This window comes from Plantactinospora sp. KBS50 (assembly GCF_002285795.1).
Lineage (GTDB): Bacteria > Actinomycetota > Actinomycetes > Mycobacteriales > Micromonosporaceae > KBS50.
Genome location: NZ_CP022961.1, coordinates 5408744 through 5422048 on the forward strand (window position 1 = coordinate 5408744; position 13305 = coordinate 5422048).

At 73.5% G+C, this 13305-nt stretch carries 8 protein-coding genes; 1 reads left to right on the forward strand and 7 read right to left on the reverse strand.

From position 1 onward, the window contains the following. Positions 1 to 114 precede the first annotated feature (114 nt). On the forward strand, positions 115 to 1680 hold the full coding sequence (locus CIK06_RS23315) for a GGDEF domain-containing protein (RefSeq protein WP_095566605.1): 1566 nt from the start codon (positions 115 to 117) through the stop codon (positions 1678 to 1680). A gap of 79 nt (positions 1681 to 1759) precedes the next feature. Here CIK06_RS23315 and prfA read toward each other — a convergent pair whose 3' ends face one another. The 7 genes from prfA to thrC form a co-directional block, all read right to left on the reverse strand. Beyond that, on the reverse strand, positions 1760 to 2848 hold the full coding sequence (gene prfA, locus CIK06_RS23320; protein WP_095566606.1) for a peptide chain release factor 1: 1089 nt from the start codon (positions 2846 to 2848) through the stop codon (positions 1760 to 1762). 141 nt (positions 2849 to 2989) lie between these two features. Further along, on the reverse strand, positions 2990 to 3214 hold the full coding sequence (gene rpmE / locus CIK06_RS23325) for a 50S ribosomal protein L31 (protein WP_095566607.1): 225 nt from the start codon (positions 3212 to 3214) through the stop codon (positions 2990 to 2992). Between the two features lie 408 nt (positions 3215 to 3622). Then, positions 3623 to 5647 carry a transcription termination factor Rho gene (rho, locus tag CIK06_RS23330; RefSeq protein WP_095566608.1) on the reverse strand — a complete coding sequence of 675 codons (2025 nt, stop codon included), beginning with the start codon at positions 5645 to 5647 and terminating at the stop codon, positions 3623 to 3625. A gap of 294 nt (positions 5648 to 5941) precedes the next feature. Next, on the reverse strand, positions 5942 to 6886 hold the full coding sequence (gene thrB, locus CIK06_RS23335) for a homoserine kinase (RefSeq protein ID WP_095566609.1): 945 nt from the start codon (positions 6884 to 6886) through the stop codon (positions 5942 to 5944). 125 nt (positions 6887 to 7011) lie between these two features. After that, on the reverse strand, positions 7012 to 8361 hold the full coding sequence (locus CIK06_RS23340; protein WP_232533817.1) for an MFS transporter: 1350 nt from the start codon (positions 8359 to 8361) through the stop codon (positions 7012 to 7014). A 279-nt stretch (positions 8362 to 8640) separates the two neighbouring features. After that, positions 8641 to 12006, reverse strand: coding sequence for an efflux RND transporter permease subunit (locus CIK06_RS23345; RefSeq protein WP_095568070.1), 3366 nt, complete (start codon positions 12004 to 12006; stop codon positions 8641 to 8643). 115 nt (positions 12007 to 12121) lie between these two features. Next, on the reverse strand, positions 12122 to 13171 hold the full coding sequence (gene thrC / locus CIK06_RS23350; protein WP_095566611.1) for a threonine synthase: 1050 nt from the start codon (positions 13169 to 13171) through the stop codon (positions 12122 to 12124). Between the last annotated feature and the right edge of the window lie 134 nt (positions 13172 to 13305).

Genomic DNA, 13305 nt, shown 5'->3' on the forward strand with positions numbered 1-13305 from the left:
CCGGAGTCGATCTGCCGCAACGGCCGGGTTTCGGCGAGGATCGGTCACGACATAATCATGGAACGCCGGCAACTGTCACAGCCCGGCGGGCCGCCATCGGTGAGGAGGTTGTGCGTGAGCTGGCTCGACCGGGTCACCGACCAGGCCGACGTTCTCATGCGCGCCCGGCGTCTGCAGGAGCAGGGCCGCTCGGCAGAGGCGTGCGCCGTGCTCGACCGGGTGCTCGCCACCACCAAGGACCCGTACTCCAAGGCGGACGCCCTGCTCCAGCGGGTCTCGGCCGTGATCAACCTCGGCCGCAGCGCGGAGTACACCGTCACCTCCGAGCGGGCCTTCGAGGCCGCCCGCGAGGTCGCCGACCCGTACCTGCGGGGCCACCTGCACGCGCTCGCCGCGCTCGCCGCACACGACCAGGGCGCGCTGGACCGCGGGGTCACCCACCTGGTCCGCAGCGCCCGGGCGCTCGCCGCGGTGGACGACCCCGACCGGGAGACCGCGTGGGGCTGGCACGACCTGGCCATGGCCTACTCCTACCTCAGCTTCCACGGGTACGCGCTGGGCGCCATCGAACGCGCCCGGCAGCTCGGGCAGCGGGCCGGTATCGCCGAGGAGACGTTCGCGGCCCCCGGCATCCGGCTGCGCAACGCGCTCACCCTGGACCACAACGGGGACAGCGACGGCTGCCTGCGGGTGCTGCGGGACATCGACGTCGACCTGGCCCACCTGGTGCGCAGCGGCGGGCTGGCCCGGCTGCGGCCCAGCGGGCTAGCCGCGTACGGCTACGCGCTGCTGCGCCGCGGCACCCTGGGCGAGACGTCCGAGCTGTACCGGCAGGAGGATCCGCTGGAACTGCTCTCCGGCGGCAGCGACAGCATCCGCGCCCGGCACATGGCCCAGTTGGGCGCGGTCTGCGCGGCGATCATCGACAACCGGCCGATCGAGGCGATCGCCCGGCTGGACACCGCGATGTCCGTACCCGAGGCGCTCGGCGCGGCCGAATCGGCCCGGCTGCGCAGTCTGGCGTACACCCGGGCCGGCGACCACGCGGCCGCCCACCGGGCCGACCGGTACGCCTTCCGGCTGGCCGCGCAGCGCAGCGACCGGCTCCGGGACATGTACGTGGAGGGCATCGCGGCCCGGATCGACCACGAGGAGCTGCGCCGGGAGGCCGCCCGGTACGAGGACGAGGCGCTCACCGACCCGCTCACCGGGCTGCCGAACCGGCGCAGCCTGGAACGGTACGTCTCGGCAGTGCTCAGCCGCGGCGGCCGGGCCGTGGTCGGCGTGGCCGACCTGGACGGCTTCAAGGCGGTGAACACCCGGCACGGCCACCACTCGGGTGACCTGGTGCTGCAACGCATCGCCGGGGTGATCAACCGGGTGATGCGCCGCGGCGACTTCGTGGCCCGGTACGGCGGCGACGAGTTCGTCGTGGTGCTCCCGCACGCCGGCATGGCCGAGGCGGCCGAGGTGGTCCGCCGGATCACCTCGGCGGTCGAGGAGGAGGACTGGGAGACCCTGGTCCCCGGCACCCCGGTCGGGGTGAGCGTCGGCTTCGCCGAGGTGCACGGCAGCGGTGCCGCGCTGCGGGACGCGGTGAGCAGCGCCTTCGAGGTCGCCGACCGGGAGATGCTGCGGCTCAAGGACGCCGGTCGCCGGGCCCACCCGGCCGCCATGTAGGCCGCCGGTGTGGACCGCGGCCCCGGTCTGGACCGCCATCCCGGCCGCGGAGCCGGGTCAGTTCCGGGTCAGTTCCGGGTCAGCGGCGGGCCAGTTCCGGCTCGCCGGCCAGCCGGGCCGCCCGGTCCGCCTCGGCCAGCGCGTCCAGCACGCCGTCCAGTTCCCCGCCGAGCGCCAGGTCCAGGTTGTACGCGGTGTAGCCGATCCGGTGGTCGGTGATCCGGTTCTGCGGGAAGTTGTACGTCCGGATCCGCTCCGAGCGGTCGACGGTGCGTACCTGCGACCGGCGGGCGTCCGAGGCGGCGGCGTCGGCCTGCTCCTGCGCGGCGGCCAGCAACCGGGCCCGCAGGATCCGCATGGCCTGCTCCCGGTTCTGCAACTGGCTCTTCTCGTTCTGGCAGGAGACCACGATGCCGGTCGGCAGGTGGGTGATCCGCACCGCCGAGTCGGTGGTGTTCACCGACTGGCCGCCGGGACCGGACGAGCGGAACACGTCGATCCGCAGGTCGTTCGGGTCGACCGTGACGTCCACCTCCTCGGCCTCGGGCAGCACGAGCACGCCCGCGGCGCTGGTGTGGATCCGGCCCTGCGACTCGGTCACCGGCACCCGCTGCACGCGGTGCACGCCGCCCTCCCACTTGAGCCGGGACCAGACCCCGTTCCCGGCCTCCGGCACGCCGCGGGTCTTCACCGCCAGCGAGACGTCCTTGACCCCGCCCAGGTCCGAGTCCTGGGCGTCGATCACCTCGGTCACCCAGCCGCGCCGCTCCGCGTACCGCTGGTACATCCGCAGCAGGTCGCCGGCGAACAGCGCCGACTCCTCGCCGCCCTCGCCGGCCTTGATCTCGACGATCACGTCCTTGGCGTCGTGCGGGTCGCGCGGGATGAGCAGTTCGGCGAGCCGTTCCTCCAGCGCCGGCAGGCCGGCGGCGATCGAGTCGGCCTCGTCGGCGAACGCCGGGTCCTCGGCGGCCAGCTCCCGGGCGGCGGCGAGATCGGCCCGCGCCTGGTTCAGTTCGCCCGCCGCCTTGTGTACCGGGGCCAGCTCGGCGAAGCGCCGGCCGACCCGGCGGGCCGTCACCTGGTCGGCGTGGATGGCGGGGTCGGCGAGCTGCCGCTCCAGTTCCATGTACTCGTCGAGAAGCGCGACCAACCGCTCACTGCTCATGCCTGCCTGCCTTCTCGCCGCGCCGCCGGGGAACGTCACCACCGGGGAAGAACTCCACCCGGGCGAGCTCGCCGCCCGCCCGGGAAACACCGACGGCGCCCGTGTCCGGCCTGAAACCGGACACGGGCGCCGTTGACGTCGCTACTTGGCCTTCTTGGCCTGAACCTTGGCGTACTTCTGCTGGAACTTCGCGACCCGGCCGGCGGTGTCGAGCACACGCTGCTTACCGGTGTAGAACGGGTGGCAGGCACTGCACGTCTCGACGTGGATGCTGCCGCCCTTGGCGGTGCTGCGGGTCGTGAACGTGTTGCCGCAGGAGCACGAGACCTCGGTGGTGGCGTACTCCGGGTGGGTGTTGGGCTTCATGTCGCCTCGGTCCTCTCATCGTGGTCGCCGGGTCGCCGTCGGCGTCCGCCGTCTGCGGGCGGGCTGGGCGTGAACCGGAACCGGTGGCCGATGGACCAGTGTGCCATGGGCTGTGTGCCGGCCCGAAATCGGGCTGCACACCCGGTCCGTGCTGCTCAACGCGCCCCGACCCACTCGCATTCCCGCCCCCGCGAGCCGCACACCCCGCACGCCGCCCCCGACGGGTTTTCCGGCGTCCCGTCCCGCGCCGGGATCAAGCCTGACCGCCCAGAGCGGGACGGGACGCCGGAAAGCCCCCACCCCGCCTGACCGCCCAGAGCGGGACGGGACGCCGGAAAACCTCCACCGGAGGACCGCGTCGCCCTGACGGCCCGGAACTCCATCCGGGCCGCCGGGGAACGGCGATGTCTACTCGCCCGGGGTCGACTTCGCGATCTGCATCAGGAACTCGATGTTGGTCCGGCTCTGCTTGAGCCGGTCCAGCAGGAGGTCCAGCGCGGCCTGCGAGTCCAGCGAGTGCAGCACCTTGCGCAGCTTGTGCGTGATCGCCAGCTCCTCCGGCGCGAGCAGGATCTCCTCCTTCCGGGTGCTCGAAAGGTGGATGTCGATGGCCGGGTAGGTCCGCTTCTCGGCGATCTTCCGGTCCAGCTTGAGCTCGGCGTTACCCGTGCCCTTGAACTCCTCGAAGATGACCGTGTCCATCACCGAGCCGGTCTCCACCAGCGCGGTCGCCAGGATGGTCAGCGAGCCGCCGTTCTCGATGTTGCGGGCGGCGCCGAGGAACCGCTTGGGCGGGTACAGCGCGGTCGAGTCGATACCACCGGACATGATCCGGCCGCTGGCCGGTGCCGCCAGGTTGTACGAGCGGCCGAGCCGGGTCACCGAGTCGAGCAGCACGACGACGTCGTGGCCCAGCTCGACCAGGCGCTTGGCCCGTTCGATGGCCAGTTCCGCGACCGTGATGTGGTCCTGCGGCGGACGGTCGAACGTGGCCGCGATGACCTCGCCCTTGACCGAGCGCTGCATGTCGGTGACCTCTTCGGGCCGCTCGTCGACCAGCACCACCATCAGGTGGACCTCGGGGTTGTTCCGCGTGATCGCGTTGGCCAGCGCCTGCAACACCATGGTCTTACCGGCCTTCGGCGGCGACATGATCAGCGCGCGTTGGCCCTTGCCGATCGGCGTCACCAGGTCGATCACCCGGGTGGTCAGGATGTGCGGCTCGGTCTCCAGCCGCAGCCGCTCCTGCGGGTACAGCGGGGTGAGCTTGTAGAACTCGGGGCGGCGCCTGGCCTCCTCGGAGTCCATCCCGTTCACGGTGTCGAGCCGGACCAGCGGGTTGTACTTGTCCCGCCGCTGCTCGCCGTCCCGGGTGGCCTTGACCGCACCGGTCACCGCGTCGCCGCGGCGCAGCCCGTACTTCTTGACCTGGGACATCGCCACGTAGACGTCGTTCGGGCCGGCGAGGTAGCCGGTGGTCCGGACGAAGGCGTAGTTGTCCAGGATGTCGATGATGCCGGCCACCGGGACGAGCACGTCGTCCTCGCTGATCTGCGGCTCACGACCGCCGTCCCGGCCGCCGCCGTCGCCGCCGCCGTCCCGGTCGCCCCGGCCACGCCGCCGGTCGCGGAACCGGCTGCGCCGGCTGCGCCGGCCACCGCCGTCGCCGTCGTCGTCCCCGTCGCCGTCACCGCGCTGGTTCCGGTCGGCCCGCTCGCCCCGGTCGTTGCGGTCGTTGCGATCCGCCCGCTCGGCGCGCTCGCCGCGGTCACCGCGGTCGTTCCGGTCATTGCGGTCGCCACGGTCGTTACGGTCACCGCGGTCGTTCCGGTCGCTCCGGTCGTTCCGCTCCGCGCGCTCCGCCCGATCGGTACGCTCCGCGCGCTCGCGCCCGTTGCGCGACTCGCCGCGCTCGGCCCGGTCGCCGGATTCGGCGCGCTCGGCGGGCTCGTTCTGGCGCCGCTCGTTGCCCGAGTCGGCAGGGGTCGCCGCCCGGTTGTCCGCCTCGGGTGCCTCCGCCGTCCGCTCCGCGTTGCCGGCCGAGCCCCGCGAGCGGCGGGACCGTTCCCGGCCCCGGCTCTCGGTCGCGGGCGCCTCGGTCTCCCGGGCCGTCTCGGCCCGCGGGCCGTCCGCCGGGACGTCGGCGCGTACCTCATCGCGAGCCGGAGCGGCCGCGGCCGCGACCTCGGCTCGGGGTCGCGGGGTCCCGCCTCCGGCCGAGCCGGCCTGCTGCCGCTCGGTGATCGCGGAGATCAGCTCGCCCTTGCGCATCCGGGCCGTACCGGAGATGCCGAGCGACGCGGCCAGGCTCTGCAGCTCCGGCAGCAGCATCGCCGAGAGCCCGGTGCCGGTCCGACGACGACGCGCCGGAGCGGCAGTGGCTTCGCCAGCGACGTTGGAAACATCCGACGTCACGTCGGTGGTGTCGCTCAATGGATTCCTTCCCTCGATAGGCCGGGGCTGCCCGGAGTCGGTTGCCAGGTGGCCGGGCGGCCTCGGTGCACCCGCTTCGCCTGACGCGGTGCGGGAGTCTGTGACACAGCAGCCGGCCGGTGTGCCACCCCACCAACCTCGGTGGGAGGGTGCCGCCGTCTCCGGCGCCGGGTTGATACTGCGGTGCGGCGTGGGCCTAGGCAGGGGTGAGACGGGCTGACCGCCGAAAGCTTCGGGGGTGCGCCGACCCGCAGAGATCACATGCTTCGCGGCTGTGCTCGGTCTAGAGCGTAATCAACTCTTCCGACCTGCGGCAACAGGGTCCCGCTCGGCGTGTTCAAGTCTACCCCGTTCGGCCACCGATCCGGCCACGTCCACCGACAACCGATGAACGGCCCACTCCATTCCCGCGGAAAACCCCTCGGGCGGCGTGCTCAGGGCCAGAACCGCTGGTCCAGCCCCACTGACCACGGCCGCCACACCGGCCCCGCGCAACGCCGACACCAGCGCGGCGGTGCCCGGCATGCCCGGCGCACGGTAATCCTGGTGCAGCCGATCCTCGGTGGCCGGGAACAGCAGATCGGGCGCCCCGGTCAGCGCGTGGCTCAACAGCGCCGCCCGGCCGGCGCAGTGCGCGGCGTCCGCGTGCGGCACCACGGGCGGCAGCGCAGCCCGGGCCACCGCGGTCAGGCCACGCTCCCGAGGTACGAAAACGGTCGGCTGGATCCGCTCGTCCGGCCGGAGCGACACCGCCCGCGCCCCGGAGGAGTCCGTCCAGGCGATCGTGAAGCCGCCGAGCAGGCACGGCGCCACGTTGTCCGGGTGACCCTCGATGGCCGCCGCGATCCGCAGCGCCTCCGCGTCGTCGATCGCCCGCCCACCGTCCCGCACCAGGGCACGGGCCAACTGCACCCCGGCGACGATGGCCGACGACGACGAGCCCAGGCCGCGCGCCTGCGGAATCCGGTTGCGGCAGTCGACCCGCAGGCCGCCCGGCTGGCCGCCGAGCGCGTCGAAGGTGGTCCGCATGGCCCGGACCAGCAGGTGCTCCTCGTCCTCGGGCAACTCCCCGGCGCCCTCACCGGCCACGGTCACCCGGCAGCCGTCGGCGACCACCTGGGCGCTGACCTCGTCGTACAGGCCGAGCGCCAGGCCCAGCGAGTCGAAGCCCGGCCCGAGGTTGGCGCTGGTCGCGGGGGTGCGCACCCGGACCGGGTCGGCGATGAAACGGGGCCGCATCGGTCCATGCTAGGCCGGCGCCGGTGCCGCCCGGAGAGTCGACCGCCGATCGGTCCACCGGGTGAGACGTACCGGCGGGTCCGGGCCGGCGAGCAGGGACGGGCCGGCACGTGCGCGCGGGCCGGTCAGCCGGCGACGGCGTCCGGTTCGTCGTCGCGCAGCCGCAGCGTCCGGGTGGCGATCCGCCACCCGACGGCGTACACCAGGGTCACCAGCCCACAGCCGGCGATCACGATCCGCTCGTCGACCCGGTCGACCACCGAGGCCACCACGAGCTGACTGACCGAGATGGCCAGCGTCGCCAGCATCATGTCGGCGGCGAACACCCGGCCGCGCAGCCGATCCGGCACCTCCCGCTGCAACGCGAAGTTCGACAGCACCCAGTTCGCGCCGCCGGCGAAGTGCGCGACGAACACCAACACCAGCACCAGCGGGAACCAGCGCACCACCGACACGCCGAGGTAGCCGAGGCCGTACAGGGACATCGACAGGGCCAGCCCCGGCAGCAGCCAGCTGCGGTGGCTGAACACCCGGCGCATCAGCATGGGGCCGACCAGGGCACCCGCGCCGCGCACCGCGAACAGCAGCCCGGTGCCGATCGCGCCGACCCCGTACACGCCGGCCAGCAGCGGAAAGACGGTCAGCACGCCGTTGCCGAGGCCGGCGGCGCTCTTCACGGTGACCAGCGCCAGCACCCGCGGCCGGTGTCCGATGTAGCGCAGCGCCTCGCCGATGGCCGCCCAGGTCCGGGCCGCCGGCACGGCCGGGTCGCGCGGCGCCTGCAACGGCCGGTGGATCAGCCCGGCCAGGCCGGCGGCGACCGCCAGCGCCACCGCGGCGAGGCCGAAGCAGGCGTACGGGCCGAGCGCCGCGCTGAGCACACCGCCGAGCGACGCGCCCACCACCGTCATGGTGCCCCAGGCCGAGCCGGCCACCGCGTTGCCGGCGCCCAGTTCCGCCGGTTCGAGCACGTTGGGCAGCGCGGCCTGCGCGGCCGGCGAGTAGCAGGCCTTCGCGACCGCCACCGCGCCGACCGCGACCAGCGCCAGCCAGGCCGTACCGGGGGTGCGCACCGCCAGCAGCAACAGCACCGCGACCAGCGCGGACAGGTTGGCGACCATCATGATCTTCTTGCGGTCCAGCCGGTCGGCGAGGGTGCCGGTGAACGGCAGCAGCAGCGCCACCACGCCGGTGTCGACGGCCAGCACCAGCGCGCCCAGCACGCCGCTGCCGGTCAACTGCGGCAGCAGCACCAGCAGCGGCACCATCACGAACCAGTCGGACCCGAAGACGACCAGCTCGGCGAGGAACAACCGGCGGAAGTCCCGGTTGTTCCTCAACACCGACAGCGGGGTGGACGACGCGGCCGTCCCCGGCGGCGAGTCGGGAGCCGGGGCCGTGCCCGGAGTGGTGCTGGGCGGCGGGGCGGTGCGCGGCATGCTGCCGGGAGGTGACGCATCGGGCGTTGTGGACACGTGCCGGAAGGCTACCCGCCCGCACCGACAGTTCCCGGCCCCCCGTCCCGGGACGCCGGCCCGGACGGGCGGGAAGACCGCCCGGGGTGCCCGGGACGCCGCCGGCCACGCCGACCCGACCGGGCGGACCCGGCCACGCCGACCCGGCCGCGCCGACCTGGCGCGGACCCGGCCACGCGGACCTGGCGCGGACCCGCCCGCGCTCGACGGCGGGCCGGCCGGCCTACCCGGCCGGCGGGACCCCACTCGTCCGGTCGGGACCCCACTCCGCCGGCGGGACTACCCGGCCGGCGGGTTGGGCGGCTGGGTCGGCGAGTTCCGGCTCTTGGGCAGCCGCAGCACCTCGAACTGGTCGGTGCCGTCCACCAGCGCGCCGGAGGGCGCCGGCCGGATGCCCGGACCGGGCGTACCGGGTTGGCCGGCCCGGTCCGTCGGCTCGTCCTCGGCGGCCGCGTGCCGCCCGCCCCCGGTCGACCCGGTCCCCGCCGCGCCGGCGGCCGCGGGCCGGTGCGTTCCGGCGAGGTCGCCCGGCGCCGGGACGTCCCCGGGCGGCCGGGACCCGGCGTCGGCGGACGGACCCGCGGTGGCCAGCGCCGGCTCGGGCCGGCCCAGGCGGCGCCGCAGACCGGCCTTCGCGGCCTCGACCATGGTGTAGAGCGTCGGCACCAGGATCAGGGTGAGCAGCGTCGAGGAGACCAGGCCGCCGATCACCACGACCGCCAGCGGCTGCGAGATGAAGCCGCCCTCGCCGGTCAGCCCGAACGCCATCGGAAGCAGCGCGAAGATCGTCGCGATCGCCGTCATGAGGATCGGCCGCAGCCGTCGCCGGCCGCCCTCGATCACCGCCTGCTGCACGTCCATGCCCTGCGCCCGGTACTGGTTGATCAGGTCCATCAGCACGATCGCGTTCGTCACCACGATGCCGACCAGCATGAGCATGCCGATCAGCGCCGGCACCCCGAGCGGGGTGTTGGTGGCCAGCAGCAGCGCGATCGCGCCCGTGGCGGCGAACGGGATCGAGACCAGCAGGATCAGCGGCTGGATCAGGCTGCGGAACGTCGCCACCATGATCACGAAGACGATCGCGATCGCCGCGAGCATCGCCAGCCCGAGATCGTGGAAGGCGTCCGCCTGGTCGGCGCTCGCCCCGCCGATCGTGATGGTGGCGCCGGGCACGTCGATGGCGTCCAGCCGGGTACGCAGTTGCGCGGTGGTCGTGCCGAGGTCGGCGTCGGCGGCGTTGCCGCTGACCGTGGCGCTGCGGTCGCCGTCGATCCGGGTCACCTCGACCGGCCCCTCGGTCTGGTTCACGTCCGCGACGTCGTCGAGGGTGACCGGCCCGATCGGCAACGCGCGCAGGGCGTCGGCGGATGTCGGGCTCTGGCCGGCCCGCAGCACCACGTCCCGCTGCGCACCGTCCAGATTGACCCGGCCGAGCGGGCTGCCCCGGAACGCCTGCGCGACGGCCTGCGAGATGACCTGCTCGGAGAGGCCCGCCTTGGCCGCGGCCGCCCGGTCGACCGTGACGCTCAGCCGCGGGGTGCTCTCGGCCAGGTTGGTCGTCACGTCGGTCACCTGCGGGGTGTCCGCCATGGCCGCCCGGACCTGCCCGGTGGCGTCGGCCAGCACCTGCGGGTCGGCGGCCTGCACGACCACCTGGAGCTGGCTGCCGGAGGCGCTGTCGCCGGAGAACCGGATCGCGCCGGTGCCGTCCAGACCGTCCAGCTCCCCCCGGAGCCGGTCCTTCATGGTCGCGGCCGGGACGCCGGACTCCAATGCGATGTTGTACGAGGCGACGTTGTTGCCGTTCGTGCCGGCCCACGGGGTGTCACTGCCGCCGGCCGTGACGACGTACGTCCGGATGCCGTCCGTGCGGGCCAGGACGGCCTCGACCCGCCGGGCCGCCGCGTCGGTGGCGGCCAGGCTCGATCCGACCGGAAGTTCCTGGGTCATGCTCACGGTGTCCTGGCCCGAGTCGTCCAGGAAGTTGGTCTTGAGCTGGCTGGACAGGCCGAACGTGCCGAGCAGCACGAGCAGCCCGGCCGCCACGGTGAGCCAGCGGTGCCAGCGGCGACCGGTGACGAAGTGGATCACCGGCAGGTACGACCGCTGGAGCGGGCTGCGCAGCTCCCGCTCCAGCGCCGCCTCCCGGACCGCCGTCTCGTCCTCGCCGGCGCCGCGCGGCGGGCGCAGGAACCAGTACGCCAGCACCGGGATGATGGTGAGCGACACCAGCAGCGAGGCCAGCAGCGCCACCGTCACGGTCACCGCGAACGGCGCGAAGAGCTGGCCGACGAACCCGCCGACCAGGGCGATCGGGGCGAACACGGCCACGGTGGTGAGGGTGGACGCGGTCACCGCGCCGGCCACCTCCCGCACCCCGCCGATGATCGCGGCGCGCTTGTCCTCGCCGTACCCGATGTGCCGTTTGATGTTCTCCAGCACCACGATCGAGTCGTCGACCACCCGGCCGACGGCGATGGTGAGGGCGCCCAGGGTGAGCAGGTTGAGCGAGTAGTCCCCGATCCACAGCCCGATCAGCGCCACCAGCACCGACAGCGGGATGGACACCGCGGTCACCACGGTGGACCGGATGGACAGCAGGAAGACCAGGATCACCACCACGGCCATCGCGAGCCCGAGCAGCCCCTCCGTGGTCAGGCTGGAGATGGACCGCTCCACGAACGGCCCCTGGTCGAACACCACGGTCAGCTCGGCGCCGGAGCTGCGCTGCAACTCGGCCAGCCGGTCGGCGATGTCGTGCGAGATCTGCACGGCGTTGCCGTCCGGCGCGGCGGTCACCAGTACGGCGAGGCTGTCCTTGCCGTCGGTACGGGTGAACGAGGTGGCCGGGGCGAGCTGCTGCTCGACGCTCGCCACGTCGCCCAGCTTCACCGGCGCCGCACCGGACCCGGAGACATAGAGGTCGCGAAGGTCGTCGAGCGAGGAGATCGGGCCGCCGACCTGCACCGGCAGCACCTGCTCGCCCTCGGCGACCGCGCCGGCCGGCACGGTGACGCCGGCGGACTGCAGCGCCTGGCCGACGGCGCCGGGTTGCAGCTTGGCCGCGGCGAACCGCTGCGGATCCGGCGTCACCACCACCAGCTCGTCCCGGCCGCCGCTGACCTGGACGGCGCCCACGCCGTCGATCGACTCCAGCTCCGGCACGATGTCCTGGCGCAGCTTCCCGGCCAGCGTCCGCTCGTCGCCGCCCGAGGCTGCCAGCACGACGGCCGGGATCTGGTCGGTGCTGCCGGCCAGCACCTGCGGGTCGACCCCGTCCGGCAACTGCGACCGGATGCGGTTGAACGCGCTCTCCATCTTGTTCACCGCGACGTCCAGGTCGGTGCCGAAGTCGTACTCGACCTGGAGCGTCGCCGCGCCCTCGCGGGAGGTGGAGGTGACCTTCTTCAGGCCGGCGATACCCTGCAGGCTGGCCTCGATCGGCTCGGTGACCTGTGACTCGACCACCTCCGAGGAGGCGCCCGGGTAGGTGGCCACGACGAACGCCGCCGGGAACTCCACCGACGGCAGCAACTGCTGCCGGAGTGAGGGCACCGCGAACAGGCCGAACCCGGCGACGACCAACGCCATCAGCGTGACGAGGCCGCGGTTGGCAAGGCTGAATCTGGCGAGCAAGGACATGCGGTCCATCCCCCGTGGGTGATCGGCTCGGTGGGAAGAATTCTGCCTGACCGTGATGGTGCGCCCGGTGCCGGGGCGGCCGGGGGTCGGTCTCAGCCGGCGCTCAGGCTGGTGCTCAGACCAGATCCAGGGCCCGCGCCGCGACCAGCGGGTCGTTCGCGATGGTGATCGGCGCCGGTGCCGTGGCCATGGCCCACTCCGGATCCTTGAGGCCGTGCCCGGTCACCGTGCAGACCACGGTCGAGCCGGCCGGAACCGCGCCGGCGGCGGCCTGCTGGAGCAGCCCGGCGACGCTGGCCGCGCTGCCCAGTTCCACGAAGACGCCGACCTGCCGGGCGAGCAGCCGGTACGCGGTGAGGATCTCCCGGTCGGTCACGGCGGCGATCAGCCCGCCGGAGGCGTCCCGGGCGTCCTGTGCCCCGGTCCAGCTCGCCGGGTTGCCGATCCGGATGGCGGTGGCGATCGTCGACGGCTCGGGCACGACCTGGCCGGTGACCAGCGGTGCCGCGCCGGCGGCCTGGAAGCCGTACATTTTGGGGGTGCGGGTGGCGTTGCCGTCCGCCGCGTCCTGGGTGTAACCCATCCAGTACGCGGTGATGTTGCCGGCGTTGCCGACCGGCAGGCAGTGGATGTCGGGGGCGTCGCCGAGCGCCTCGACGATCTCGAACGCCGCCGTCTTCTGCCCGTGCAACCGGTCCGGGTTCACCGAGTTGACGAGCGTCACCGGGTAGTCCTGGGACAGCTTGCCGGCCAGCGCCAGGCAGTCGTCGAAGTTGCCGCTGACCTGGATCAGCCGGGCGCCGTGCACCAGCGCCTGGGCCAGCTTGCCCAACGCGATCTTGCCCTGCGGCACGAGCACGGCGCAGGTCAGGCCGGCCCGGGCGGCGTACGCCGCGGCCGAGGCGCTGGTGTTGCCGGTGGAGGCGCAGATGATCGCCTTGTCGCCGGACTGCACGGCCTTGGACACCGCGACCGTCATGCCCCGGTCCTTGAACGAGCCGGTCGGGTTGGCGCCCTCGACCTTCAGATAGACCTCGGCGCCGGTGCGGCTGGACAGCACCGGCGCCGGCAGCAGCGGGGTGTTCCCCTCGTAGAGGCTGATCACCGGGGTGGCCTCGGTGACCGGCAGCCGGTCGGCGTATCTGTCGATCAGTCCGCGCCACATGTCGCACTCCTCGCACCGGTGGCCCCCCGGCGGCGCATTCCGCGCCCGACCACCAGCCTGCCGCACGGCCGCCCCGGATCGACAGCCGCCCCACCGATGCCCACCTGCCGGGACGCCCGTACCGATCCTCGGGA

What these genes read in the sequence shown, in the direction of transcription:
- CIK06_RS23345 (WP_095568070.1), bottom strand. Translation starts at nt 12,006, where the DNA reads ATGTCCTTGCTCGCCAGATTCAGCCTTGCCAACCGCGGCCTCGTCACG.
- thrC (WP_095566611.1), bottom strand. Translation starts at nt 13,171, where the DNA reads ATGTGGCGCGGACTGATCGACAGATACGCCGACCGGCTGCCGGTCACC.
- prfA (WP_095566606.1), bottom strand. Translation starts at nt 2,848, where the DNA reads ATGAGCAGTGAGCGGTTGGTCGCGCTTCTCGACGAGTACATGGAACTG.
- rpmE (WP_095566607.1), bottom strand. Translation starts at nt 3,214, where the DNA reads ATGAAGCCCAACACCCACCCGGAGTACGCCACCACCGAGGTCTCGTGC.
- thrB (WP_095566609.1), bottom strand. Translation starts at nt 6,886, where the DNA reads ATGCGGCCCCGTTTCATCGCCGACCCGGTCCGGGTGCGCACCCCCGCG.